This is a genomic window from Pseudomonas sp. Au-Pse12, from assembly GCF_021341665.1.
In the GTDB taxonomy this organism is placed as follows: Bacteria; Pseudomonadota; Gammaproteobacteria; order Pseudomonadales; family Pseudomonadaceae; genus Aquipseudomonas.
In genome coordinates this window covers 183942-208708 of record NZ_JAJTTH010000006.1, presented here as the reverse complement: position 1 = coordinate 208708, position 24767 = coordinate 183942, and the positions used below count along the sequence as shown (strand labels likewise).

Genomic DNA, 24767 nt, shown 5'->3' with positions numbered 1-24767 from the left:
GTCGCGGCAGTCAAAAGCAAAACTTTTTGACTAGCACAGCATATCGCTTTAAAACGTTCATAAATGCGACATAAATTTGCGACAGATCGTCGCTTAATTTGTGGGCCTTTGTGTCGGTGTGTACAATGACCTCCCTTTTGCCCCCGCAAAGCCGGCGTACGTTCGGCGTGGATGGTAAGTGGTTGAATTGAAAAGAAATTTGTCTCGATAAGAGACAGCCTGGTGAGAAAGTGTCTATGAAAGCAGGTCTGTACCAACCAGATGAATTTAAGGATAACTGTGGTTTCGGCCTGATAGCCCATATGCAGGGCGAACCCAGTCATACCCTGTTGAAAACGGCCATTGAGGCCCTGACCTGCATGACCCACCGCGGTGGGATCAACGCGGACGGCAAGACCGGCGACGGTTGCGGTCTGCTGATGCAAAAGCCCGACCTGTTCCTGCGCGCCGTCGCCCAGGAGCACTTCGGCGTCGAGCTGCCCAAGCAATATGCAGTGGGCATGGTGTTCTTCAACCAGGATCCGGTGAAGGCCGAAGCCGCTCGCGAAAACATGAACCGCGAGATCCTCGCCGCCGGCCTGCAGCTGGTGGGCTGGCGCAAAGTGCCGATCGATACCAGTGTGCTCGGGCGTCTGGCCCTGGAGCGCCTGCCGCAGATCGAGCAAGTGTTCATCGGCGGCCAGGGTCTGAGCGATCAGGATTTCGCCATCAAGCTGTTCAGCTCCCGTCGTCGCTCCTCGGTGGCCAACGCCGCCGACACCGACCACTACATCTGCAGCTTTTCCCACAAGACCATCATCTATAAAGGCCTGATGATGCCGGCGGACCTCGCCGCCTTCTATCCGGACCTGGGCGATCCGCGCCTGCAAACCGCGATCTGCGTGTTCCACCAGCGCTTCTCCACCAACACCCTGCCGAAATGGCCGCTGGCCCAGCCATTCCGCTTCCTCGCCCACAACGGCGAGATCAACACCATCACCGGCAACCGCAACTGGGCCCAGGCCCGGCGCACCAAGTTCACCAACGACCTGATGGATCTGGAAGAACTCGGCCCGCTGGTCAACCGCGTGGGTTCCGACTCCTCGAGCATGGACAACATGCTGGAGCTGATGGTCACCGGCGGCATTGACCTGTTCCGCGGCGTGCGCATGATCATTCCGCCAGCCTGGCAGAACGTCGAGACCATGGACGCCGACCTGCGCGCGTTCTACGAATACAACTCGATGCACATGGAGCCTTGGGACGGCCCGGCCGGCGTAGTCATGACCGACGGCCGTTATGCCGTCTGCCTGCTGGACCGCAACGGCCTGCGTCCGGCCCGTTGGGTCACCACCAAGAACGGCTTCATCACCCTGGCTTCGGAAATCGGCGTGTGGAACTACCAGCCCGAGGACGTGATCGCCAAGGGCCGGGTCGGCCCGGGGCAGATCTTTGCCGTGGACACCGAAACCGGGCAGATCCTCGACACCGACGCCATCGACAACCGTCTGAAGTCCCGTCATCCGTACAAGCAATGGCTTCGCAAGAACGCCCTGCGCATCCAGGCCACCATGGAAGACAACGACCACGGTTCGGCCTTCTACGACGTCGACCAGCTCAAGCAGTACATGAAGATGTACCAGGTCACCTTCGAAGAGCGTGACCAGGTCCTGCGCCCGCTGGGCGAGCAGGGCTACGAAGCGGTGGGCTCAATGGGTGACGACACGCCGATGGCGGTGCTGTCGCAGCGCGTGCGTACCCCTTACGACTACTTCCGCCAGCAGTTCGCCCAGGTCACCAACCCGCCGATCGATCCGCTGCGCGAAGCCATCGTCATGTCCCTGGAGATCTGCCTCGGTGCCGAGCGCAACATCTTCCAGGAATCGCCCGAGCACGCCTCGCGCGTGATCCTCAGCTCGCCGGTGATCTCCCCGGCCAAGTGGCGTTCGCTGATGAACCTCGAACGCCCGGGCTTCGAGCGCCAGGTCATCGACCTCAACTACGACGAGAGCGTCGGCCTGGAAGCGGCGATCCGCAATGTCGCCGATCAGGCTGAAGAAGCCGTGCGTGCCGGTCGCACCCAGATCGTCCTCAGCGACCGCCATATCGCGCCGGGTAAGCTGCCGATCCACGCTTCCCTGGCCACGGGCGCGGTGCACCACCGCCTGACCGAAAAAGGCCTGCGCTGCGATTCCAACATACTCGTGGAAACCGCCACGGCCCGCGATCCGCACCACTTCGCGGTGCTGATTGGTTTTGGCGCCTCGGCGGTCTATCCGTTCCTGGCCTACGAAGTGCTGGGTGACCTGATCCGTACCGGTGAAGTGCTGGGCGACCTCTACGAGGTGTTCAAGAACTACCGCAAGGGCATCACCAAGGGCCTGCTGAAGATCCTGTCGAAGATGGGCATCTCCACCATCGCTTCCTACCGTGGCGCGCAGCTGTTCGAAGCCATCGGCCTGTCCGAGGAAGTCTGCAACCTGAGCTTCCGTGGCGTACCGAGCCGGATCAAGGGCGCGCGTTTCGTCGACATCGAAGCCGAGCAGAAAGCCCTGGCGACCGAAGCCTGGAGCCCGCGCAAGCCGATCCAGCAAGGCGGTCTGCTGAAGTTCGTCCACGGTGGCGAATACCACGCCTACAACCCGGACGTGGTCAACACCCTGCAAGCCGCCGTGCAGCAGGGCGACTACGCCAAGTTCAAGGAGTACACCGCGCTGGTGGATAACCGCCCGGTGTCGATGATCCGTGACCTGTTCCAGGTGAAGACCCTGGACACGCCGATGGACATCAGCGAAGTCGAGCCCCTGGAGTCGATTCTCAAGCGCTTCGACTCCGCCGGTATCTCCCTGGGGGCCCTGTCGCCTGAAGCTCACGAAGCCCTGGCCGAAGCCATGAACCGCCTCGGTGCGCGTTCCAACTCCGGCGAAGGCGGCGAAGACCCGGCGCGCTACGGCACCATCAAGAGCTCGAAGATCAAGCAAGTGGCCACTGGCCGTTTCGGCGTGACCCCGGAATACCTGGTCAACGCCGAAGTGCTGCAGATCAAGGTGGCCCAGGGCGCCAAGCCCGGCGAAGGCGGCCAGCTGCCCGGCGGCAAGGTCAACGGCCTGATCGCCAAGCTGCGCTACGCCGTGCCCGGCGTGACCCTGATCTCGCCACCACCGCACCACGACATCTATTCCATCGAAGACTTGTCGCAGCTGATCTTTGACCTCAAGCAGGTCAACCCTCAGGCCCTGGTCTCGGTGAAGCTGGTGGCGGAAGCCGGCGTCGGTACCATCGCCGCCGGTGTGGCCAAGGCCTATGCCGACCTGATCACCATTTCCGGCTACGACGGCGGCACCGGCGCTTCGCCGCTGACCTCGATCAAGTACGCCGGTGCGCCCTGGGAACTGGGCCTGGCGGAAACCCACCAGACCCTGCGCGGCAACGACCTGCGCGGCAAGGTCCGGGTGCAGACCGACGGCGGCCTGAAAACCGGCCTCGACGTGATCAAGGCGGCCATCCTCGGCGCCGAGAGCTTCGGCTTCGGCACCGCGCCAATGATCGCCCTGGGCTGCAAGTACCTGCGTATCTGCCACCTGAACAACTGCGCCACTGGCGTCGCCACTCAGAACGAGAAGCTGCGCAAGGATCACTACATCGGCACCGTCGACATGGTGGTGAATTTCTTCACCTACGTCGCCGAAGAAACCCGTGAGTGGCTGGCCAAGCTTGGCGTGCGCTCCTTGGAACAACTGATCGGTCGTACCGACCTGCTGGAAATCCTCGAAGGCCAGACCGCCAAGCAGCACCACCTGGACCTGACCCCGTTGCTGGGCAGCGACCACATTCCGGCGGACAAGCCACAGTTCTGCCAGGTGGACCGCAACCCACCGTTCGACCAGGGCCTGCTGGCCGAGAAAATGGTCGAGATAGCGCGCTCGGCGATCAATGACAAGAGCGGTGCCGACTTCAGCCTGGATATCTGCAACTGCGACCGTTCCATCGGCGCACGGATCTCCGGTGAAATCGCCAGGCTCCACGGCAACCAGGGCATGGCCCAGGCGCCGATCACATTCCGCTTCAAGGGCACTGCGGGGCAGAGCTTCGGCGTGTGGAACGCCGGCGGCCTGAACCTCTACCTGGAAGGCGATGCCAACGACTACGTGGGCAAGGGCATGACCGGCGGCAAACTGGTCATCGTTCCGCCCAAGGGCAGCGTCTACAAGACCCAGGACAGCGCCATTATCGGCAACACCTGCCTGTACGGCGCCACCGGCGGCAAGCTGTTCGCCGCCGGCACCGCGGGCGAGCGTTTTGCCGTGCGTAACTCCGGTGCCCACACCGTGGTGGAAGGCACTGGCGATCACTGCTGCGAGTACATGACCGGTGGTTTCGTCTGCGTATTGGGCAAGACCGGTTACAACTTCGGCTCGGGCATGACCGGTGGTTTCGCCTACGTGCTCGACCAGGACAACACCTTCGTTGACCGGGTCAACCACGAACTGGTGGAAATCCAGCGGATCAGCGGCGAAGCGATGGAAGCCTATCGCAGCCACCTGCAACGCGTGCTGAACGAGTATGTCGAGGAGACCGACAGCGAATGGGGTCGCAACCTCGCCGAGAACCTCGACGACTACCTGCGTCGCTTCTGGCTCGTCAAACCCAAGGCAGCGAACCTGAAGTCTCTGCTCACCAGTACTCGTGCGAGTCCGCAATAAAGCAGCTGCAAGTGGCAAGCCTCAAGCTGCAAGTGAAGCAGTTCGAGGTTTGCCGGGCATAAGTGATCGTCTTGCGGCTTGCAGCTAGAAGCTTGCAGCTGCTGTTAAGAGGTTTTGAAAATGGCTGAACGTCTGAATAACGACTTCCAGTTCATCGATGTCGGGCGCAAAGACCCGAAGAAGAAACTGCTGCGTCAGCGCAAGAAGGAGTTCGTGGAAATCTACGAACCCTTCAAACCCCAGCAATCGGCCGACCAGGCCCACCGCTGCCTGGGTTGCGGCAACCCGTACTGCGAATGGAAGTGCCCGGTGCACAACTTCATTCCCAACTGGCTCAAGCTGGTGGCCGAGGGCAACATCCTCGCCGCCGCCGAGCTGTCGCACCAGACCAACACCCTGCCGGAAGTCTGCGGCCGGGTCTGCCCGCAGGACCGGTTGTGCGAGGGTGCCTGCACCCTCAACGACGGCTTTGGCGCGGTGACCATCGGTTCGGTGGAGAAGTACATCACCGACACCGCCTTCGCCATGGGCTGGCGCCCGGACATGTCCAAGGTCAAGCCCACCGGCAAGCGCGTGGCGATCATCGGCGCGGGCCCGGCGGGCCTGGGCTGCGCCGATGTGCTGGTGCGCGGCGGGGTGACCCCGGTGGTGTTCGACAAGAACCCGGAAATCGGCGGCCTGCTGACCTTCGGCATCCCCGAGTTCAAGCTGGAAAAGACCGTGCTGAGCAATCGTCGCGAAGTCTTCAGTGGCATGGGCATCGAGTTCCGCCTCAACACCGAGGTGGGTAAGGACGTGACCATGGAGCAACTGCTCGCCGAATACGATGCCGTGTTCATGGGCATGGGCACCTACACCTACATGAAGGGCGGCTTTGCCGGTGAGGACCTGCCGGGCGTGTATGACGCCCTGGACTTCCTGATCGCCAACGTCAACCGCAACCTGGGCTTTGAAAAGTCGCCGGAAGATTTCGTCGACATGAAAGGCAAGAAGGTGGTGGTACTGGGCGGTGGCGACACCGCGATGGACTGCAACCGCACCTCCATCCGCCAGGGCGCCAAGTCGGTGACCTGTGCCTATCGTCGTGACGAAGCCAACATGCCCGGCTCGCGCAAAGAGGTGAAGAACGCCAAGGAAGAGGGCGTGAAATTCCTCTACAACCGCCAGCCGATCGCGATTGTCGGTGAAGACAAGGTCGAAGGCGTGAAGGTGGTCGAGACCCGTCTCGGCGCGCCGGACGCCCGTGGCCGCCGCAGCCCCGAGCCGATCCCCGGTTCCGAAGAGATCATCCCGGCCGACGCCGTGGTCATCGCCTTCGGCTTCCGCCCGAGCCCGGCGCCGTGGTTCGAGCAGTTCCAGATCCAGACCGACAGCCAGGGCCGCGTCGTGGCCCCGGAACAGGGCCAGTACAAGCACCAGACCAGCAACCCGAAGATCTTCGCCGGTGGCGACATGGTGCGTGGTTCTGATCTCGTGGTGACGGCGATCTTCGAAGGGCGCAACGCCGCCGAAGGCATCCTCGACTACCTGGGCGTCTGACGACGCCAGCAGCAAGCTTCAAGCTGCAAGCGACAAGTTGAAGGCATCAGCGCTTTCAGCTTGCGGCTTGTAGCTTGCCGCTTGCGGCTGTCTTTCTGCGTCGCGCTCTGAGAAAATGCCCCCACTTTTTTTCCGGATGCCGACATGACTGCCCTGAAGAACGACCGTTTCCTTCGTGCCCTGCTCAAGCAACCCGTAGACGTCACCCCGGTGTGGATGATGCGTCAGGCTGGGCGCTACTTGCCTGAATACCGCGCCAGCCGTGCCAACGCCGGTGACTTCATGAGCCTGTGCATGAACCCGGCGTTCGCTTGCGAAGTCACCCTGCAGCCTCTGGACCGCTATCCACAGCTGGATGCGGCCATCCTTTTTTCCGACATCCTGACCATTCCCGATGCCATGGGCCAAGGCCTGTACTTCGAGACCGGTGAAGGCCCGCGCTTCAAGAAAGTGGTCAGCACCCTGGCCGACATCGAAGCCCTGCCGATTCCCGATCCGCAAAAGGACCTGGGTTACGTGATGGATGCGGTCAGCACCATTCGTCGCGAACTCAATGGCCGTGTGCCGTTGATCGGTTTTGCCGGCAGCCCCTGGACCCTGGCCACCTATATGGTTGAAGGCGGTTCGTCGAAAGACTTCCGCAAGTCCAAGGCCATGCTCTACGACAACCCGCAAGCCATGCACCTGCTGCTGGACAAGCTGGCGCAGTCGGTCACTTCCTACCTCAATGGGCAGATCCTCGCCGGTGCGCAGGCGGTGCAGATCTTCGACAGCTGGGGCGGCAGCCTCTCGGCGGCGGCTTACCAGGAGTTCTCCCTGGCCTACATGCGCAAGATCGTCAGCGGCCTGATCCGCGAGCACGACGGGCGCAAGGTGCCGGTGATCCTGTTCACCAAGGGCGGCGGCCTGTGGCTGGAAAGCATTGCCGATGCCGGCGCCGATGCCCTGGGCCTGGACTGGACCTGCGACCTCGGCGAAGCCCGCCGCCGCGTCGGCAGCAAGGTCGCGCTGCAAGGCAACATGGACCCCACCGTGCTCTACGCCAACCCGCAGGCGATCCGCAGTGAAGTCGCACGCATCCTTGCCAGCTACGGCACCGGCAGCGGCCACGTGTTCAACCTGGGCCACGGCATTACCCCGGAAGTGAAGCCCGAGCACGCCGGTGCTTTCCTGGAAGCGGTGCACGAGTTGTCGGCGCAATACCACGTATAAGCGCCACCCCATCAAAAACGCCCGGCCAATGCCGGGCGTTTTCGTTTCTGAAGGTTTGGCGCGCGCTTAGGCAGCTTCGCTGCGGGTCAGAGGGGGAAGCTTTGCAAGCTTCATGGCGACCAGCAACGCGCCTATCAACAGCGCACTGATGAACAGGCCGATGCCGTTCCACCCCGCCAGGTGCCAGAACACCCCGCCCGCGGTGCCGGCAATGCTCGAACCGGCGTAGTAGCTGAACAGGTACAGCGATGAGGCCTGGCCCTTGGCCTTGGTGGCGCGGCGGCCGATCCAACTGCTGGCCACCGAGTGGGCACCGAAGAAGCCGAAGGTGAACAGCAGCATCCCGCCCAGCACCAGGGCCAGCGGCGACAGCAGGGTCAGGGCGATCCCCGCCAGCATCAGCACGATGGTGCCCCACAGTACCCGGCGTCGGCCCAGTTGGTCGGCCAGGGCGCCAATCTTCGCCGAGCTGTAGATGCCCGACAGGTAGACCACCGACAGCAGGCCAACCAGGGCCTGGCTCAGGTGATAGGGCTCGGCCAGCAGGCGGTAGCCAATGTAGTTGAACAGGGTGACGAAAGCCCCCATCAGCAGGAAGCCTTCGAGGAACAGCCAGGGCAGGCCGGCGTCGCGAAAGTGCATGGCAAAGCCATCCAGCAGGCTGCGCGGATGCAGCGAGCGCGGGCGGAAGTTGCGCGACTCTGGAAGGATGCGCCAGAACACCGCGGCAGCGATCAGTGCCAGGCCGCCGATCACCAGCATCGCCGTGTGCCAGCTGACGAAGTCGATCAGCACCCCGGTGATCAGCCGCCCGCTCATGCCGCCAATGGCGTTGCCGCCGATGTACAGGCCCATGGCCAGGCCGATGTGCTGAGGGTGGATCTCTTCGCTCAGGTAGGTCATGGCCACCGCTGCCAGCCCGCTCAGCGACAGGCCGACCAGGGCGCGCATCAGCAGCACCCCGTGCCAGCTGGGCATCAGCGCACTGGCAATGGTGCACAGGGCGGCGGCCAGCAGGGCTGTCACCATCACCGGCTTGCGGCCGATGCGGTCGGAAATCGGCCCGGTGATCAGCAGACCGATGGCCAGCATGCCGGTGGCGACCGAGAGGATCAGGCTGCTCTGGGCGGCGTTGATGGCAAAGTCCCGGGACAGCAGCGGCATCATCGGCTGCACGCAGTACAACAGGGCAAAGGTGGCAAAGCCGCCGGAAAACAGCGCCAGCACCGTGCGCATGAACATCGGCGTGCCTTTTTCGATGTAGACCTCGTTGAGCTGGGCGACCACCTCGTCCAGGGGCGTGGCAGGAATTTCGTGGGCAAGGGGCGCAACAGCGGACTTCACGGGGGACCTCGGGGGGGAACGCAGCCAGTCAGGCAATGGAAAAAGCATATAGCTGGCTAATGATTCTTTCCAATATATTGTTCGACCTGTTTGATAGGTTTTAAGACTTAATGAGGCCCCCATGGAATTGCGTCACCTGCGCTACTTCATCGCTGTCGCCGAAGAACTGCATTTCGGCCGTGCGGCCCAGGTGCTGGGCATTTCCCAGCCGCCGCTGAGCCAGCAGATCCAGGCGCTGGAACAGGAAGTGGGCGCGCGCCTGTTCGAACGAACCAATCGCCGGGTCGAGCTCAGCGAGGCTGGGCGCCTGTTCCTGGAGGAGGCACGGCTGGTGCTGGCCCAAGTGGACAAGGCGGCGGATGTGGCGCGGCGCGCGCAACTGGGCGAGCTGGGGGAACTGAAGATCGGTTTCACCTCGTCGGCGCCCTTCAACTCGACCATTCCCCAGGCGATCTTTGCCTTCCGCCAGCGCTTTCCCGCGGTGCACCTCAAGCTCAAGGAAATGAGCAGCACCCAGGTCGCCGAGGCGCTGGTGGACCAGTCGATCCAGGTCGGCATCATGCGGCCCCTGCCATTGCCGGATTCGCTGTCGGTGGTGGAACTGCTGCGCGAGCCGCTGGTGGCGGTGCTCAGTTCCAAGCACCCGCTGGCCAGCGGCAGTGAAGAGGGGCTGCACCTGGCGGAGCTGGCCCAGGAACCCTTCGTGTTCTTTCCCCGCAGCTATGGCAGCGGCCTGTATGCGCAGTTGCTGAGCCTGTCCCGGGATGCCGGCTTCACCCCGCATTTCGCCCAGGAGGCGGCGGAAGCCATGACCATCATCGGTCTGGTGGCGGCAGGGTTGGGGGTTTCGGTACTGCCGGCGTCCTACCAGCGCATGCGCATCGACGGCGTGGTCTATCGCCGCCTGCTGGACCCGGCAGCGATGTCGGCGGTGTGGCTGGTGCAGCGCAAGGACCAGGCTTCGCCCATGGCCAAGGCGTTTGTCGAGTTGCTCACTCGCAAGCTCGACGCAGTGGCTTGAGTTGGGCGAGGCAGGCAGCCGGCTCCTCGCTGGAACCGGCTTGGCGCTGATGACGGCGCCGGGGCGGGTTCACTGAACCTTGGACAGATCCCCGCGCAACGCTACGCCAGCCATGATGGCGCCGGCGTGGCACTCATAGGTGGTGGCGTCCTTGCGCTCGCGGCTCTTGTAGAAGCTAGCGATGTCGGTCACGGCGTTGGCGCCGACTTTCTTCGCCGCTTCATGCAGGGTGATCAGCGCCGATTGCAGGGCCCATTCACAGGCCACCTGGTCGGCCTTGCCGAAGGCGTTGGTCTTCTTGTTGGTCACGGCGCCCGGGCTCAGTACGCTGACCTTGCCGGCCGGCTTGTTGCCCGCCAGGTAGAACTTCACGCTGCCATCGATCTTGCCGGTGCTGATGGCCTCGGCCACGACCTTGTCGAAGGGCAGGTACAGGGCGGTATCGCGGGCCTGGCTGATGCCGGGCAGGGTGCACAGCAGCAGGGTGGCGGTGGCCGCCAGTGTCTTCAAACGCATCGCATTCTCCATGACATTAAAGGGGGTGAAGCAGCCCTGTGACCGGGGTCACAGGGAGGGGCTCATTGCGCGGCCGGAAAGCTCTTGGCCGCCGCGTCGGACAGTTGTTGCGCGGTCCGTTCGTTCTGGTTGTCCCGCAGCTCGCGCAGGATGCCCTTGTCCAGCAGGCGCACCCAGCGGATGTAGTTCTTGTGGATCTTGCCGTCCTTGTAGTCCAGGTCGCGGCTGTCGCGGTAGACGATTTTGTAGGCGCTGGCGCTGTACTGGATATCGATCTCGGCGTGGAACTGCTCGCGCACGGTGATCTCGGCCTGGATCAGCTCCGGGCTGATGCGCTGCACGGTCCACTTGCGGGCCACCAGGTTCTTCAGGATCGCCTGTTTGACCTGTTCCTGGCTGGCCTGGATGGTGGTTGGGATGACCCGGTTGGGGGTGTACATCGGTTTGCTGGTACAGGCGGCCGTGCTCAGCAGGGCCAGGACGATCAGCGTCGCGCGAAACAGGGAGGACATTCCATTTCTCCAGTAGGGTTGGGTGCGTCAGGACCAGCGGCGGAAGATCAACGAGGTGTTGACGCCGCCAAAGGCAAAGTTGTTGTTCATCACGTATTCGTGGCTCATGGCCCGGAAGCCGTCCTGCAGGTAGTCCAGCTCGCCGCAGCGCGGGTCGACCTTCTCCAGGTTGCAGGTGTGCACATAGAGGTCGCGGTTGAGCATCTCGATGCTGAACCAGGATTCCAGCGCGCCGCAGGCGCCCAGGGTGTGGCCGAGGAAGCTCTTCTGCGAGCTGATGGGCATGCGGCTGCCGAACAGGCTGCTGGTGGCCAGGGTTTCGGCAATATCGCCCTGCTCGGTGGCGGTGCCATGGCCGTTGACGTAGCCGATGGCCGCCGGGGCCAGGGCCGCGTCTTCCAGCGCCAGTTCCATGGCCCGGCGCATGGTGCTCTGCTCGGGGCGGGTGGTGTGCTGGCCGTCGGCGTTGCTGCCGAAGCCGACGATTTCCGCGTAAATGTGCGCGCCACGGGCCAGGGCGTGTTCCAGCTCTTCGAGCACCAGCATGCCGCCGCCTTCACCGATCACCAGGCCGTCGCGGTCCATGTCGTAGGGCCGGGGGCTGGTATGCGGCGCGTCGTTTTTCAGGCTGGTGGCGTAGAGCGCGTCGAACACCATGGCTTCGGTGGGGCACAGCTCTTCGGCGCCGCCGGCGAGCATCAGCGGCAGGCGGCCGAACTTGATCGCCTCGTAGGCGTAGCCGATGCCCTGGCTGCCGCTGGTGCAGGCGCTGGAGGTGGGAATTAGGCGCCCGGTGAGGCCGAAGAAGATGCTGATATTGGCCGCGGTGGTGTGGGGCATCATGCGCACGTAGGAGTTGGCGTTGAGCCCCTCGGCCACCGAATTCAGCAGCATGTTGCCGAAGGCCTTGATCTCGTCGGTGCTGCCGGTGGAAGAGCCACAGGCCACGCCCATGCGCCCGTCCTTGATCGACGGGTCGCCCAGCAACCCGGCGTTGGCCAGCGCCTGTTCGGCGGCGCCCACGGCCAGGCGCGAAACCCGGCCCATGCTGCGCAGCTGTTTGCGGGTCCAGTGCCCGGGCACCTGGAAATCGTCGATGGGGCCGGCCAGGCGGGTGTTGAGCTCGCTGAAACGGTCCCACTCGTCCATGCGCCGGATGCCGCTGCGGTTGGCGGCGAAGCGCTCGGCGATGCTGGCCCAGTCGTTGCCCAGGGAGGTGATGCCGGCCATGCCGGTGACAACCACGCGTTTCATCAGCACAGGCCCCCGTTCACCGCCAGCACCTGGCGGGTGATGTAGGCGGCCTCGGCGGACATCAGGAAGTTCACCGCCCCGGCCACCTCTTCCGGGGTGCCCATGCGCTGCGCGGGGATCATCTTCATCAGCTCGTCCACCGGCACGTTCTCATCGAGCATGGCGGTGTCGATCAGCCCCGGGGCCACGCAGTTGACGGTGATCTTGCGCTTGCCCAGCTCGATGGCCAGGGCCTTGGCGGCGCCGATCAGGCCGGCCTTGGAGGCGCTGTAGTTGACCTGGCCGCGGTTGCCGATCAGCCCCGAGACCGAGGTGATGCAGACAATGCGCCCGGCGGCGCGGCGGCGGATCATCGGCATCATCACCGGGTGCAGGACGTTGTAGAAACCGTCGAGGTTGGTGCGCAGCACCTGGTCCCAGTCGTCTTCGCTGAGCGCCGGGAAGGCGCCATCGCGGGTCAGGCCGGCGTTGAGTACCACGCCGTAATAGGCGCCGTGGGCGTCGACGTCGGCCTCCAGGGCAGCCCGGCAGGCCTCCCGGTCCGATACATCGAATTGCAGGACGCGGGCGTTGCGGCCCAGGGCCTCGACTTCGCCCTTGACGGCTTCGGCTTCGGTGCGGCCACTGCGGCAGTGCAGCACCAGGTCATAGCCGGCCTGGGCCAGGCGCAAGGCGATGGCGCGGCCGATGCCACGGCTGGAGCCGGTGACCAGTACGGAGTCAGTCATGACGGGGTTCCTGTAGAAGAGGCAGGTGTTTCATGCAGGTAGTCGGCGGCCTGGGGCGGACGGAACACGTTCAGGCGCGCGCTGGCGGCAATGCCGGGGCCGCTGAGGTGGCACTCGAACACGCCCATGCCGTTGTCGTCTTCAAGTGAGCGCAAGGCGTGGATGTCCAGGATGCTGCCGACGGCAAAGTGTTCGACATTGCATTCGAATTTACGGGTGCCAAGCAGAAAGCCCAGTTCCACCGGCAAGCCTTGCTGGCGCGCGCGGCAACCGGCGTAGGCGGCCACGCTCTGGGCCATCAGCTCGATGCCGACCCAGGCCGGCAGGCTGCCATCGGGGCGGTTGAACAAACCGCCGGGGCGGACTTCGAGGCGGGTGCGGATCTGTTCTTGATCAAAGTCCAGGACCTGATCGATGAGGATCATGTCCCCGGCATGGGGCAGCAACTCGGCGAGCGGCCAGTCAATCATGGGGCGTCTCCGATAATCAGGCTGACGTTGTTGCCACCGAAGGCGAAGGAGTTGCTCATCAGGTGGCGCGGTGCGTGCGGGTCCAGGTGGTCGGCCGGGGTGACCCAGCGCAGTGGCGGCAAGGCCGGGTCGGCCTCGCCGTCCCAGACATGGGGCGGCAACGCCTGGCCGGGGTTGTCGGCACTCAGGGCCAGCCAGCAGAAGGCCGCTTCCAGGGCCCCGGCGGCGCCCAGGGTGTGGCCGCTCAGGGGTTTGGTCGAGGAGCAGGGCACGCCGTCGGGGAACAGTTGGGCAACGGCCAGGCTTTCCATGGCGTCGTTGTGCTGGGTGGCGGTGCCGTGCAGGTTCAGGTAGCCGATCTGCTGCGGCTGCAGGCCGGCGCTGCGCAGCGCCAGGTGCATGGCCTGCAAGGCGCCGCGGCCATCGGGGGCCGGCGCGGAAATATGGTAGGCGTCGGAGCTGGCGCCACCGCCCAGCAGGGCGATGCTGGCGTCGTCGCCGGGTTCCCTGCTCATCAGGAACAGCGCCGCGGCTTCACCGATATTGATGCCGTCGCGGTTGCGCGAAAACGGGTTGCAGCGTTGCCCGGACACCGCTTCCAGGGCCGTGAAACCGTTCAAGGTGAGTTTGCACAGGCTGTCGACCCCGCCGCACAGCACGGCGTCGCACAGGCCCAGGTCGAGCAGGCGCCGGGCACTGATCAGGGCCCGGGCGCTGGAGGTGCAGGCGGTGGAAATCACATAGGCCGGGCCGCTCAGTTGCAGCCATTGGGCGAGGAAGTTCGCCGGGGCGCTGAGCTCCTGCTGACGGTAGTCGTAGTCCGCCGGGAACTGCCGGTCCTGCAGGTAGCGGGCAATGCCCCGGCTGGCCTCGTCGATGCCCGAGGTGCTGGTGCCCAGGACGATGCCGATGCGGCCCCGGCCGTAGCGCTGGATCGCCTGCTGGATGGGGGCTTCGATCTGCCGCGCGGCGTGCAGCAACAGCTGGTTGTTGCGGCTGTTGTGAGCTTCGAGGCCGGCCGGCATGCTCGCCAGCGGGCTGCGCACGGCGGCCACCGGCAGGGTGCGCTCGGGTACCCAATGGCTTTCCTCGCGCATGCCCGAGCAGTCGCCGGCAAACAGGCTGCGCGCGACGGCCTGGCGATTGTCGCCCAGGGCGCAGATCACCCCGAGGGCGTTGAGGTAGGCCGTCATGGCGTGGCCTCGGTGCTCAGTGCAGTGATGTGGTAGGACGGGCCTTGAGGCAGGTTCAACGCAAAATCCAGAGGTTGTTGATAGTCAATCCGCCAGCGTTGGCCAAGGGATCGTTGGCCACCCTGTTGGCGGGCATGCGGATAATTGGCCGCCAGCTCGGCGGCGGGTGTCAGGGCAAACAGCAAGGCCGCGAACAGCTCCCGCGCTTCCGGGTTGGGCGGCAGCAGGCCGTCGGCCTGCCAGTGGCCAGCCACCAGGCGCTGACGGGCCAGGGGAATGCCCAGCGGGTCCATCAGCGACCAGCGCAGGTCCGGGCCTTCGGCCTGGATCACCAGCAACCAGTCCTGGCGCTGGTTTTCGGCCTGGCGCTGCACATGCAGCTGTAATGGCAGCGCCAGCGAGGGCGTGCGCTCGGGCAGCGGCGCCTGACTGACGCAAGCGCTCAGCAACAAGACACAACCGAGCAGCAGGGCGCGGATCATGCGGACAGGCCTTCCTCGACAGCAGCGGGTTCCAGCGGCTTGCGCGCCACGACATTGACCAGGGTTTCTTCGCGCTGGCCGACCGGCGGCGGCTGGCGCAGGCCGAAGCGCTCCAGCAGCCCGAAGTCCTTGGCGCGACTCCACCACAGATAGGGATAAGACACGTTCTGCGGGCCGAATTCAAAGCCCTGCCGACGAATCATCTGCAGGTACTCGGCGGCGCTTTTCTGCACGTGCATCGGGTGGCGGAACAGCCAGCGGATCACCCAGGTATCGATGTAGGCCTCGGTGGATTCGGCGAACAGCAGGTAACCCCCGGGCTTGAGCACCCGGTAGAACTCGGCCAGGGCCTTTTCCTGTTCCACCAGGTGGTGAAAGGTCTGGTGGCAGAACAGCAGGTCGACGCTGGCGTCGGCCAGTTGCAGGGTCGCGCAGTCGCTGCCGATCAGCTCCACATCCAACTGCTGGCGCCGGGCTTCCTCGGCGCTGAGCTTGAGGCTGTGGGGGTCGGCATCGAGGCCGATCAGCCGCTGCGGGGCGAACACCTGGCGCAGGTACTGGAACGATTTGCCCTGGCCGCAGCCAGCGTCCAGCAGCACCGGATGGGCCGGCAGTTCGCCGTCGAACAGCGAGCGCAGGTCATTGATCGCCACCCGCAGCACATGGTGCTGCCAGGTGTGGCTGCGCAGGAACCAGAAGCCGAAGCGGGTCTCTTCGACGTAGCTGTCGCTCAGGTACTGGGTGGATGGCTCGTTCATGCGCAGTCCCTCGCGCAGACTTCCGACAGTGCCTTGAGCCGGCGCTTGGGCTCGCTGACGAAGGGGTTGCGTTCATCCCAGGCATAGCCGGCGAGGATCGAGCTGATCATCCGGCGGATCTCCGGCGAGCTGCCCGGGTGGTAGATCACGTCCTGGAAGGTGCCGGCGTACCAGCCCTCGACGTAGCAGCGGAAGGTATCGACGCCGCGCTTGAGCGGTGCGGCGAACTCGCTCGCCCAGTCGACGCTTTCGCCCTGCAACTGTCGGTGCAGCACGGCGGCGGCCATGCTCGATGAGCGCATGGCGATGGTCACCCCGGAAGAGAACACCGGGTCGAGGAACTCCGCGGCATTGCCCAGCAGCGCGAAGCCCGGGCCGTGCAGGGTGGTGACGTTGGCCGAGTAGCCGCCGATGGTCCGCGCCGGGGTGTCCCACACGGCGTTTGCCAGGACCTTGGCCAGGCTCGGTGTTTGCTCGATGAAGCCGCGCAGGCAGGCGTCCAGGTCGCCATCGCGCCCGGCGAAGTGTTCATCGGCGGCCACCACCCCCACCGAACAACGGCCGTTGCTGAAGGGGATGCTCCAGAACCAGATGTCGCGGTGTTCCGGGTGGGTGGTGATGAGGATCTTGTTGCGGTCGAAGTGCTCGCAGTCGATGCGGTCTTCGACATGGGTGAACACCGCCCGGCGCACCGGGAAATTCGACGGCGCTTCCAGCTCCAGCAGGCGCGGCAGCACCCGGCCGTAACCGCTGGCGTCGAGGATGAAGTCGGCTTCGATGCGGTACTGGCTGCCGTCCTCGCGACGGCAGTCGAGCTGCGGCAACGGCCGCGCCACGTCCACCGCGATGATCTCTTCGCCGTAGCGGATCTCGACCCCTTGCAGCGCCGCCTGATCGGCCAGCAGCTTGTCGAAGTCGGCGCGCTGGACCTGGAAGGTGGTGGGCTTGCCGTGGCTGAAGGTGTCGCCGAAATCGAAGGTGCTGTAGTGCTCGCCCCAGGCGAACGCTGCGCCGTTCTTGAGCTGGAATCCGGCGGCCTGCACCGCCTCCAGCATCCCGGCTTCCTCGACGAAATCCAGGCAGTGGGACAGCAGGCTTTCACCGATGGAGAAACGTGGGAAATGTTGCCGCTCGACGATCAGTACGTCGTGGCCCTGGCGCTTGAGCAGCGCGGCCGCGATGGCCCCCGAGGGGCCGGCACCGATCACCACGACCTGGCGACGTTGCATTTCAACTGTTGGCACTGGGGCTCCTTGCCGGTTTGGCGATGTTCAGATTCAAGGGGGCGGCGTGGGTCGCCGCCAGGGGAGTTCGGTGCAGCCCGGCCAGGGCCGGCAGCAGGGTGGCGATCAGGCCCATGAGCATCAGCGCGAAGTACAGCGCCGGGCTGATCAGCTGTTGTTGCAGCAGCAGGTTGAGAAAGACGATCTCGCTCAAGCCGCGAATGTTCAGCAGCAGGCTCTCGCGCCAGCGGCTGGCGCCCGCGAAGGAGGCGCCGGCCCAGCCCAGGCCCAGCCAGTTGCCCAGCAGCTTGCTGGCGATCGGCAACAGCAGCAGGGCCGCCAGTTGGCTCCAGCCGAGGCTGTCCATGGCGCTGTGCACGTTGATCTGCACGATGCCGAACGTGAGGATCAGCGGAATGGCGATGCCGGTCTGCAAGCGGTTCATCCAGGCCGCCTTTAACGGCAGCACCAGCGGCAGCTTGAGGGCGGCCATGCACAGCAGGTAGCCGATGCCGAAGATCAGCGCATTGAGCTTGTAGTGCTCGGCCACCACCAGCAGGCCGAAAAAGCCCAGGCTGTACAGCAGCGGCTGGCGCAGGCCCAGGGTGCGCAGCAGCAACGGCAGGCAGGCGCCGGCCAGCGGCAGCAGCAGGCTGCTCAGGTGCAGGCTGCCCTGGGCCAGGGCGAACAGGCTCCAGCAGGTCAGGTCGATGAGGATCGCGGTCTGCACCAGGCGGCGGGTGGCGGCGGGTGGGTAGTGGATGTGCCGCAGGTACAGGTAGAGCACCGGGATCGCGGTAATGGCGAACAGCAGGCCCACCGCCAGGGAGCTGATCCAGGGTTGCGCTGGCAGTAGCCAGAAGGCCGTGGCCAGCCCGCAGGCGAAGGGAATGCCAAAGCTCGGCACGGCGATCTTCAGGCTCTGGCGGTCCAGGCGCAGGTCGATCACGTCGCTGAGGATATGCCCTAGCAGCAGGGCGAAGCTCAGGCTGTACAGGTGCTTGAGCCACTGCGGCGACACCAGTTGCGCGCCGCCAAGCTGCCAGTGCGGCTCGATCCACAGCAGCATCAGCAAGGGCAGGCCGAAGGTCGCCAGCAGCAGTTGGCTGACAATCGGGATCAGGCCCAAACGCCGGCCGAAATGGGTCGCCAGGGCGAACAAGGCCAGGGCCAGCAGCCAGAACAACAGGATCAGCATGCCGGGTTCTCCGTTGCGGGCGCCGGCTGCGCCGTATGCCCGGCCCAGGGCGCGAGGATAAAGCTGAAGGCCAGCCCCAGGCTCACCGCCAGGCCGAAGTTGCTCACCGCCGGGGTACTGGAAATCGCCAGCAGGCCGAACGACAGCCAAGTGGTCAGGGCCGCCAGCAGGGTGCCCAGCAGGCTCACCGCCGCGCCGCCGATCTGCTCGTGCATGAGGATGGCGTAGTCGACACTGATGGCGGTCACCAGCAACAGGCCGAACAGGCTGAACAGGGTCAACGGCTGCCCCAGCCAGCCGAGGCTGGCCAGGCTGCACAACGCCGCCAGCAGCGGCAGGGCCACCAGGCGCAGGGCGCCACCGAAACCGAAGGGCAGGATCAGCAGCAGCACGATCAGCACGCAGGAGGCCAGCTTGAGTTCAGCGGCGCTGACCTGGGTGGCGGCGAACACCCGGTTCAGCTCACCGAGGCGGTCCACCAGTTGCACCCCCGGCAGATCGTCGGCCTGGACCCGCAGCAGCGTGGCGTCGTTCAGCCCTTGCAGGCTGACCATGGCAGCCACGCCGTCGGCATTTTTGCCCAGCCACAGTGGGCGATAGGGTTCGGCCAGCGGCCCGCTGAGCGCGGTGTCGAGGTCTTCCTGTGGCAGTTGCTGCAATTGCTCCAGCTCCGCCTGCAGCGCGGCCTCGGGCACCCCCAGGTCGAGCAGCGGTTGCCAGAAATGCGGCAACTGTTTGAGGGCCTCACGCACCTGCTGCTGTTGCGTCGGTTGGTTGAGCAACTGGTTCAGCGACAGGTAGCCCTTGAGCTTGCCCAGGTTCACCAATTGCTGCAGGCGCTGGTCCAGAGCGTCCAGGCGCTCCAGCAGCTGTTGCTGGTCGGCGGCGCGCACCAGGAAGAACTGGCTGGTGGGCTGATAGCCGGTGATCCGCGCAATGGCCTGGGCTTCTTGCAGCAGTTGCGGCGGCGCGCCGACCCACTGGCGGATGTCGTTCTTGCTGTCGAGCTGCCACAGGCCGGTGGCGCAGAACAGCGCCAGCAGGACCAGCAGCACCGGGCTGGGTACGCGCTTGAGCAGGGCCGCGCGGACCTTGAGCAAGGCTTCGGCCACCCGCAGCGGCCATTGCGCCGGACGCAACTCGACGCCCTTGAGCAGCGCTGGCAGCAGGCACACCGCCGACAGATAAGCCCCCAGCAGCCCGGCGGCGGAGAACACGGCGATCTGGGTCAGGGCCGGGAACGGGGTCCAGGCCAGGGCCAGGTAGCCGATGCAACTGGTGACCAGGCTCAGGCTCAGCCCCGGCAAGGTCAGGCGCAGAGCCGGCCAGCTGCGCCAGGGGTTCAGGCTCCAGCTCTTGGACAGGTAATGCAGCGGGTAGTCGACGGCCACGCCGATCAGGCTCGACCCCAGCACCAGGGTCATCACGTGCATGCGGCCGAACAGCGCGACGCAAGCCACCGCGCCGAACAGCATGCCCACCAGCACCGGGACGAAGGCCAGCAGGGCACGCCAGCGGCGAAAGGCCAGGAGCAGCAGCAACAGGATGCCCAGGGTGGCGCCGCCGCCGACCCAGGTGATCTCGCGGCTGGCCTGTTGCTGGCCGTTGGCGGCGTACAGCAAGCCGCTGGCGGCCAATAGTTGTACCTGCTGCTGGCCGGCCTGCTCACGGCTGTGGCGCAGCAACTCGGCCACTTGCAGGGGCAGCTGCATGTCGAAGGCATTGCCGCCGGTGCGGGCGCGCAGCAACACCCAGTGCTGGCCGTCGGCTTCGGCCACCAGGGCGCCGCTGCCGATGTCCAGCTGTACCGCGCCGTGTTGCGGCTGGTTGTTCTGGATGCGTCCGGTCAGGCCCAGCCAGTCATCCTGGCTGGGCACCAGGCTAAAGCCGGTGAACGGGTCGAACAGGCTCTGCACCCGTTGCTGGATAAAGGCCTGAGGCTGCTGCAGCAACTGTTCGCGATCCTTGGCCCCGAGCATCGCCAGGCGGCCTTGCAGCAGTTGCTGGCGCAGCGCCGGCAAGTCGGCCTGGAGGTTCCACTGGACCTTCTCGAACAGGCCGCTGGCCTGCCATTGCTCGGCCAGTTGCCGGGCCATGGCCAGCGCTTGCTGGCGCTCGGCATGCCCGACCAGCACCAGCATTTCCCGGTTCAGCGGCTCCTGCATGCGCTGCTCGGCCTGCAGCTCCAAGGCGTCCGGGGCGGTGCCGGGCACCAGCTCCATGAGATTGGCCGACAGCGGCGCACCGTGGCGCCATTGCCAGGCACCCAGGGCCAGGACCAGCACCAGCAGGATCAGGAAGAAGCGTGGCAGCCAGCGTTCACTCGGCAAAGTCATGTTGCTCCGTCTCGCTGAGCGGCTGGGCGCTGCTGCTGTCCTGCATGATCAGCAGGGTGCGGTCGCCCTGGGCTTCCAGCAGTTCGATGCGCTGCACCAGCTCGCCACCGTCGATGTTGATCTGGGTGAAGATCTGTTGCAGCAGCAGCGAGCGCGGGGTCAGTTGCAACTGCCAGTTCTGCGCGCTGCCTTGCAGCTTGAGTTCGAAGTCGCGTTGCAGGCCGCTGCTGTCGCCTTGCAGCACGGCGAGGAACAGGCGGTTCTGCTCGGCCCCGGCGCTCTTGCCGGGGAGCATCTGCCAGCCACCGGCATCGCGCCGGGCAATGCCCTGGGCGGTGATGCGGTAGTCCTGTTGCAGCGGGGTTTGCAGCAGCCACAGCAGGCCGTGGTTTTTCGCCAGGACGAAGTGGCCCTTGCTGGTCAACGGCTGGGGCAGGGCGCGCAGGTGTTTCTCCTGGATGAAGCGGCCGTGGATCACCTCCGGCCGCGACAGTTGATCGCTCAGCTGTTGCAGGTCGAAGGCCTGGGCCAGCCCCGGCACCGCCAGCAACACAAACACTGTAGGAGCGAGCTTGCTCGCGAGCCGCCGCACCGCCGCACCCGGTGTCCGACAATGGGCATACAGGTTGATGATCTTCGCGAGCCAGCTCATGGCAGGGCCCTCGCGACGGCGTCGGTGAAGACCTTGGGCGAGGCCAGCTGCATTTCCCGGCTGGCAATCTCCACCGCCACTTGCACCGAACTGGCGCGGGTCAAGCGCTCGCCACTGGCCAGGTCGGTGATCAGGTAGTTGATCTTCAGGCGGTTCTCCCACTCCACCAGGCTGGCGCGCACGTTCAGGGTCTGGCCGAACACCGCGCCGCGCACGTAGCGCAGTTGCAGGTCGATCACCGGCCAGGCGTAGCCGGATTCGAGCATCTGGTTGTAGTTGTGGCCGAGCTGGTCCAGCAGGGCGCAGCGGGCGACTTCCAGGTACTTGACGTAATGCCCGTGCCAGACGACGTGCATGGTGTCGACGTCGAAGAACGGCACCAGGATCTGGGTGTCGGCGTGGATCACTCCCTTGCTACGCATGCAGCCTCCAGTGTTGCTCGGCGATGCGCTGCAGGCACAGGCGCAGTTCGCGCTCCAGGGCGCGGTCTTCGATGACGGGCGCGAAGTCCGCGGCCAGTTCCCGGTGCATGGCATCCAGGGCCGGCGGCAGCGGCCGGGCATCGGCTTCCTGGCTGCGCAGCCAGACGCCCTGGTTGGCCGCGAGCAAGGTGGCGGCCGCCACTTGCTCGGTCAGTTCCAGCACGCGGATGGCGTCGCGGGCGGCGATGGTGCCCATGCTCACCTTGTCCTGGTTGTGGCACTCGGTGGAGCGCGAGAACACGCTGGCCGGCAGGGTGTTCTTCAAGGCTTCGGCGGTCCAGGCGCTGGCGCCGATCTGCACCGCCTTGAAGCCGTGGTTGAGCATGGCGCGTTCGGCGCTGGCGCCGGACAGGTTGCTCGGCAGGCCGTGGTTGTAGCGCACGTCCACCAGCAGCGCCAGTTGCCGGTCCAGCAGGTCGGCGACGTTGGCCACCAGGTTCTTCAGGCTGTCCATGGCAAAGGCGATGTGCCCGCCATAGAAGTGCCCGCCGTGCAGCACGCGCTCGGCTTCGGCATCGATGATCGGGTTGTCGTTGGCGCTGTTGAGTTCGGTTTCGATGAAGCCGCGCAGCCAGCCCAGGCTGTCGGCCAGTACCCCCAGCACGTGGGGCGCGCAGCGCAGCGAGTAGCGGTCCTGCAGACGGTGCAGGGGCGCGGTCGGTGCGTCGATCGCCAGGTCCTGGCGCAGCCAGGCGGCCACTTGCATCTGCCCCGGGTGCGGCTTGGCGGCGAACAGGCGCTCGTCGAAGTGCTCCGGATTGCCTTGCAGGGCCACCACGTTGAGGGCGGTGATGCGGGTGGCCAGGCGCAGCAGGTAGTCGGCCCGGGCAAAGGCCAGGCAGGCCAGCCCGGTCATCACCGCGGTGCCGTTCATCAGCGCCAGGGCTTCCTTGGGCCGCAGCACCAGGGGCTCCCAGCCCAGCTCGCGGTGCACGTCGGCGGACTCACGACGCTCGCCACGGAACAGCACCTCGCGTTCGCCGGACAGGGTCGCCGCCACATAGGACAGCGGCGTCAGGTCGCCGCTGGCGCCCACCGAACCCTCTTCGGGGATCAGCGGCAGGATGTCCTGGTCGAGGAAGCCCTGCAGGCGTTCCAGCAGTTCCACCCGCACCCCGGACACGCCGTGGCACAGCGACTGCAGACGCGCGGCCAATACGGCGCGGGTGGCCTGGGCGTCGAGCAGTTTGCCCAGGCCGCAGCCGTGGAAGGTGTACAGATGACGCGGCAAAGCCTCGACGTGCTGCAGCGGCACCGCCACCACGCAGGAGTCGCCGTAGCCGGTGGTCACGCCGTAGATCACCCCTTCCTTGTCCAGCAGGGAGTCGAGGAACTGCGCGCCCTTGGCGATCCGCTGGCGCCAGGCGGCGTCGTCTTGCAGGCGCGTCGGCGCCTGGCGGTTGGCCAGGGCCAGCACGTCTTCGATGCGCAGGGGGTGTTCGCCGAAGGTTACCGGCTCATGGGTCGAGGTCGTCATCGGTCTTCCAGAATGGGTAAAAGTTGAACCATTGTTGCGGTGCCTGCAGGCAGTACTGGCCCAGGCGCTCGGCGTAGCGGGCGGTCCACTGGGCGATCACCTGCTGGCGGTCGTTGCGTTTCCACTGCACGGCCTCGGCGAAGGGCTCGAGGATCACCTGGTAGCGGCCCTGCTGTTTCAGGCACAGCAGCAGGTTGACCGGGCACTTGAGCAGCCCCGCCAGCAGCCAGGGGCCCTGGGGGAAGGCCGCCGGGTGGCCGAGGAAATCCACCCGCACATTGCGCCCGCCGTGCAATGGCACGCGGTCGCCGGCAATCGCCAGCCACTCGCCGCGATCCAGGCGCTGGCTCAGTTGCAGCATGATTGCCGGGTCCAGCTCGCTGACCTGGATCAGCCGCAGGTTGCTGGCGCCGGCCTCGCCCAGCAGGCGGTTGAAGCGTTCGGCGTGCTTGGTGTGCACCAGCACGTTCATGGTCACCTGCTCCCCCAGCTCGGCCAGGGCCCGGCAGACTTCCAGGTTGCCCAGGTGCGCGCCCACCAGCATCTGCCCGCGTTCACCGCGCAGCTGATGGCGCAGCTGCGCCGGGTCGACGATCTCGATCTGCTCGATGCGCAACTTGCCGTTCCACACGTCGAGCTTGTCCAGCAGGGCATCGGCGAAGGCCATGAACTGGCCGAACACCCGCCAGTGGCTGGGGTATAACTCGTTGCGCCCGCTCCACTGGGCCAGGCGCTGCTGGTACTGCCAGATGCTGCGCCGGGCGCGGCGGCCGAACAGGAAGAAGTAGAACACGATGGCGTACAGCACCGGGCTCAGCAGCCGGCGCCCCAGCACCCGCACGCCGAAGGCGGTGAGCTTCATCAGCCAGAAGCTGCCGCGTTCCTGGTGCTCGGCCCAGTGTTCGTTGGGGGGCGTCTGGCTCATGGGCGCCACCGGCGCCAGAGGATCAGCGGCAGGCGCAGCAACATGCCGAAGAACAGCTTGGCGTGCATCTTGGAAATCAGCGCGTTGTCGTGGAACAGGCGAAAGTGCGACAGGCCGTCCTGCGGGTAGTGCACCCGGGTCGGCAGCCAGCGCATGGGCTGGTTGCGCCAGGACAGGCGCACTAGGATCTCCGGGTCGAAGTCCATGCGCCGGCCCAGTTGCACCGAGTCCAGCAGGGCCAATGTCGCGGGCAGGGGATAGACCCTGAAGCCGCACATCGAATCCGGGATCTGCAGCGACAGGCTGTTGATCCAGACCCACACATGGGTCAGGTAGCGGGCGTACAGGCGGCCCTTGGGCACGCTGGCGTCGTACTGTGGATAACCGCAGACCAGCGCCTCGGGGTGGGCCTGGGAGTGCTGGATGAAGTGATCCACATCCGTCAGGTCGTGCTGGCCGTCGGCGTCCACCTGCAGGGCGTGGCTGAAACCCAGCTGCGCGGCTTCGCGCAGGCCGGCCATGACCGCGCCGCCCTTGCCCTGGTTGATCGCCAGGCGAATCAGGAACACCTGCTCGCGGCTGGCCATGTGCTCCAGCACCGCGGCGCATTCGGGGCTGCTGGCATCGTCCACCAGCACGCAGGGCAGGCCCCGGGCCAGCAGCGCGTCGACCACCGCGGGCACGGCGGTTTCGTGGTTGTAGACCGGGATGACGGCGCAGGGCCTGTGGGTCGGCGTTGGCCCCTTCGCTGGCAAGCCAGCTC

The 24767-nt window shown here is 65.7% G+C and carries 21 protein-coding genes; 4 read left to right on the top strand and 17 right to left on the bottom strand.

The window, feature by feature from the left end; genetic code table 11:
* Positions 1–236 precede the first annotated feature (236 nt).
* The 3 genes from gltB (at position 237) to hemE (ending at position 7433) form a co-directional block, all read left to right on the top strand.
* Positions 237–4682 carry a glutamate synthase large subunit gene (gene gltB, locus LXM55_RS18530; RefSeq protein ID WP_233321708.1) on the top strand — a complete coding sequence of 1482 codons (4446 nt, stop codon included), beginning with the start codon at positions 237–239 and terminating at the stop codon, positions 4680–4682.
* A gap of 120 nt (positions 4683–4802) precedes the next feature.
* Complete coding sequence (locus LXM55_RS18525; protein WP_103742084.1) at positions 4803–6221, top strand: FAD-dependent oxidoreductase; 1419 nt, start codon at positions 4803–4805, stop codon at positions 6219–6221.
* Positions 6222–6365: 144 nt separating this feature from the next.
* A complete protein-coding gene (hemE, locus tag LXM55_RS18520; protein ID WP_233321707.1) occupies positions 6366–7433 on the top strand; it encodes a uroporphyrinogen decarboxylase in 1068 nt (355 codons plus the stop codon).
* A gap of 66 nt (positions 7434–7499) precedes the next feature.
* Here hemE and LXM55_RS18515 read toward each other — a convergent pair whose 3' ends face one another.
* Positions 7500–8777: an MFS transporter gene (locus LXM55_RS18515; RefSeq protein WP_233321706.1), complete on the bottom strand. Its 1278-nt coding sequence runs from the start codon at positions 8775–8777 to the stop codon at positions 7500–7502.
* A gap of 121 nt (positions 8778–8898) precedes the next feature.
* Here LXM55_RS18515 and LXM55_RS18510 point away from each other — a divergent pair, with 121 nt between their 5' ends.
* On the top strand, positions 8899–9798 hold the full coding sequence (locus tag LXM55_RS18510) for a LysR family transcriptional regulator (RefSeq protein WP_233321704.1): 900 nt from the start codon (positions 8899–8901) through the stop codon (positions 9796–9798).
* Between the two features lie 69 nt (positions 9799–9867).
* On the opposite strand, the gene LXM55_RS18505 is transcribed toward LXM55_RS18510, so the two are convergent.
* From LXM55_RS18505 to LXM55_RS18430, 16 genes are all read right to left on the bottom strand, one after another.
* On the bottom strand, positions 9868–10314 hold the full coding sequence (locus tag LXM55_RS18505) for an excinuclease (RefSeq protein WP_233321703.1): 447 nt from the start codon (positions 10312–10314) through the stop codon (positions 9868–9870).
* Between the two features lie 62 nt (positions 10315–10376).
* Positions 10377–10826, bottom strand: a complete 450-nt coding sequence (locus tag LXM55_RS18500) for a hypothetical protein (RefSeq protein ID WP_233321702.1) — start codon at positions 10824–10826, stop codon at positions 10377–10379.
* 27 nt (positions 10827–10853) lie between these two features.
* A complete protein-coding gene (locus LXM55_RS18495; protein ID WP_233321701.1) occupies positions 10854–12080 on the bottom strand; it encodes a beta-ketoacyl-ACP synthase in 1227 nt (408 codons plus the stop codon).
* The gene (gene fabG, locus LXM55_RS18490; RefSeq protein WP_233321699.1) at positions 12080–12808 is read right to left on the bottom strand and encodes a 3-oxoacyl-ACP reductase FabG; all 729 of its coding nucleotides are present in this window, start codon (positions 12806–12808) and stop codon (positions 12080–12082) included. The genes LXM55_RS18495 and fabG overlap by 1 nt, the downstream gene beginning before the upstream one ends.
* A complete protein-coding gene (locus LXM55_RS18485) occupies positions 12805–13278 on the bottom strand; it encodes a hotdog family protein (protein ID WP_233321698.1) in 474 nt (157 codons plus the stop codon). Before LXM55_RS18485 ends, fabG begins: the two co-directional genes overlap by 4 nt.
* Entirely contained in the window at positions 13275–14471 is a 1197-nt protein-coding gene (locus LXM55_RS18480) for a beta-ketoacyl-[acyl-carrier-protein] synthase family protein (RefSeq protein WP_233321697.1), read from the bottom strand. The genes LXM55_RS18485 and LXM55_RS18480 overlap by 4 nt, the downstream gene beginning before the upstream one ends.
* Positions 14468–14953 carry a DUF3261 domain-containing protein gene (locus LXM55_RS18475; RefSeq protein ID WP_233321695.1) on the bottom strand — a complete coding sequence of 162 codons (486 nt, stop codon included), beginning with the start codon at positions 14951–14953 and terminating at the stop codon, positions 14468–14470. The genes LXM55_RS18480 and LXM55_RS18475 overlap by 4 nt, the downstream gene beginning before the upstream one ends.
* Positions 14950–15711, bottom strand: a complete 762-nt coding sequence (locus LXM55_RS18470) for a class I SAM-dependent methyltransferase (RefSeq protein WP_233321693.1) — start codon at positions 15709–15711, stop codon at positions 14950–14952. The genes LXM55_RS18475 and LXM55_RS18470 overlap by 4 nt, the downstream gene beginning before the upstream one ends.
* Positions 15708–16955: an NAD(P)/FAD-dependent oxidoreductase gene (locus LXM55_RS18465; protein ID WP_233321690.1), complete on the bottom strand. Its 1248-nt coding sequence runs from the start codon at positions 16953–16955 to the stop codon at positions 15708–15710. Before LXM55_RS18465 ends, LXM55_RS18470 begins: the two co-directional genes overlap by 4 nt.
* Positions 16942–18132: a sodium:proton antiporter gene (locus tag LXM55_RS18460; RefSeq protein ID WP_233321688.1), complete on the bottom strand. Its 1191-nt coding sequence runs from the start codon at positions 18130–18132 to the stop codon at positions 16942–16944. Before LXM55_RS18460 ends, LXM55_RS18465 begins: the two co-directional genes overlap by 14 nt.
* Positions 18126–20468: an MMPL family transporter gene (locus LXM55_RS18455; protein WP_233321686.1), complete on the bottom strand. Its 2343-nt coding sequence runs from the start codon at positions 20466–20468 to the stop codon at positions 18126–18128. The genes LXM55_RS18460 and LXM55_RS18455 overlap by 7 nt, the downstream gene beginning before the upstream one ends.
* On the bottom strand, positions 20452–21120 hold the full coding sequence (locus LXM55_RS18450) for an outer membrane lipoprotein carrier protein LolA (RefSeq protein ID WP_233321685.1): 669 nt from the start codon (positions 21118–21120) through the stop codon (positions 20452–20454). The genes LXM55_RS18455 and LXM55_RS18450 overlap by 17 nt, the downstream gene beginning before the upstream one ends.
* Positions 21117–21542: an acyl-CoA thioesterase gene (locus tag LXM55_RS18445; RefSeq protein WP_233321683.1), complete on the bottom strand. Its 426-nt coding sequence runs from the start codon at positions 21540–21542 to the stop codon at positions 21117–21119. The genes LXM55_RS18450 and LXM55_RS18445 overlap by 4 nt, the downstream gene beginning before the upstream one ends.
* The gene (locus tag LXM55_RS18440) at positions 21535–23079 is read right to left on the bottom strand and encodes an HAL/PAL/TAL family ammonia-lyase (protein WP_233321681.1); all 1545 of its coding nucleotides are present in this window, start codon (positions 23077–23079) and stop codon (positions 21535–21537) included. The genes LXM55_RS18445 and LXM55_RS18440 overlap by 8 nt, the downstream gene beginning before the upstream one ends.
* Positions 23060–24004, bottom strand: coding sequence for an LpxL/LpxP family acyltransferase (locus LXM55_RS18435; RefSeq protein WP_233321680.1), 945 nt, complete (start codon positions 24002–24004; stop codon positions 23060–23062). Before LXM55_RS18435 ends, LXM55_RS18440 begins: the two co-directional genes overlap by 20 nt.
* Entirely contained in the window at positions 24001–24759 is a 759-nt protein-coding gene (locus tag LXM55_RS18430; RefSeq protein ID WP_267924471.1) for a glycosyltransferase family 2 protein, read from the bottom strand. The genes LXM55_RS18435 and LXM55_RS18430 overlap by 4 nt, the downstream gene beginning before the upstream one ends.
* Positions 24760–24767: the final 8 nt, after the last annotated feature.

Bases quoted from the DNA above. Each gene is read 5' to 3' on its own strand.
- gltB (WP_233321708.1), top strand. From the start codon at position 237: ATGAAAGCAGGTCTGTACCAACCAGATGAATTTAAGGATAACTGTGGT.
- LXM55_RS18525 (WP_103742084.1), top strand. From the start codon at position 4,803: ATGGCTGAACGTCTGAATAACGACTTCCAGTTCATCGATGTCGGGCGC.
- hemE (WP_233321707.1), top strand. From the start codon at position 6,366: ATGACTGCCCTGAAGAACGACCGTTTCCTTCGTGCCCTGCTCAAGCAA.
- LXM55_RS18510 (WP_233321704.1), top strand. From the start codon at position 8,899: ATGGAATTGCGTCACCTGCGCTACTTCATCGCTGTCGCCGAAGAACTG.
- LXM55_RS18505 (WP_233321703.1), bottom strand. From the start codon at position 10,314: ATGCGTTTGAAGACACTGGCGGCCACCGCCACCCTGCTGCTGTGCACC.
- LXM55_RS18500 (WP_233321702.1), bottom strand. From the start codon at position 10,826: ATGTCCTCCCTGTTTCGCGCGACGCTGATCGTCCTGGCCCTGCTGAGC.
- LXM55_RS18495 (WP_233321701.1), bottom strand. From the start codon at position 12,080: ATGAAACGCGTGGTTGTCACCGGCATGGCCGGCATCACCTCCCTGGGC.
- fabG (WP_233321699.1), bottom strand. From the start codon at position 12,808: ATGACTGACTCCGTACTGGTCACCGGCTCCAGCCGTGGCATCGGCCGC.
- LXM55_RS18485 (WP_233321698.1), bottom strand. From the start codon at position 13,278: ATGATTGACTGGCCGCTCGCCGAGTTGCTGCCCCATGCCGGGGACATG.
- LXM55_RS18480 (WP_233321697.1), bottom strand. From the start codon at position 14,471: ATGACGGCCTACCTCAACGCCCTCGGGGTGATCTGCGCCCTGGGCGAC.
- LXM55_RS18475 (WP_233321695.1), bottom strand. From the start codon at position 14,953: ATGATCCGCGCCCTGCTGCTCGGTTGTGTCTTGTTGCTGAGCGCTTGC.
- LXM55_RS18470 (WP_233321693.1), bottom strand. From the start codon at position 15,711: ATGAACGAGCCATCCACCCAGTACCTGAGCGACAGCTACGTCGAAGAG.
- LXM55_RS18460 (WP_233321688.1), bottom strand. From the start codon at position 18,132: ATGCTGATCCTGTTGTTCTGGCTGCTGGCCCTGGCCTTGTTCGCCCTG.
- LXM55_RS18455 (WP_233321686.1), bottom strand. From the start codon at position 20,468: ATGACTTTGCCGAGTGAACGCTGGCTGCCACGCTTCTTCCTGATCCTG.
- LXM55_RS18450 (WP_233321685.1), bottom strand. From the start codon at position 21,120: ATGAGCTGGCTCGCGAAGATCATCAACCTGTATGCCCATTGTCGGACA.
- LXM55_RS18445 (WP_233321683.1), bottom strand. From the start codon at position 21,542: ATGCGTAGCAAGGGAGTGATCCACGCCGACACCCAGATCCTGGTGCCG.
- LXM55_RS18440 (WP_233321681.1), bottom strand. From the start codon at position 23,079: ATGACGACCTCGACCCATGAGCCGGTAACCTTCGGCGAACACCCCCTG.
- LXM55_RS18435 (WP_233321680.1), bottom strand. From the start codon at position 24,004: ATGAGCCAGACGCCCCCCAACGAACACTGGGCCGAGCACCAGGAACGC.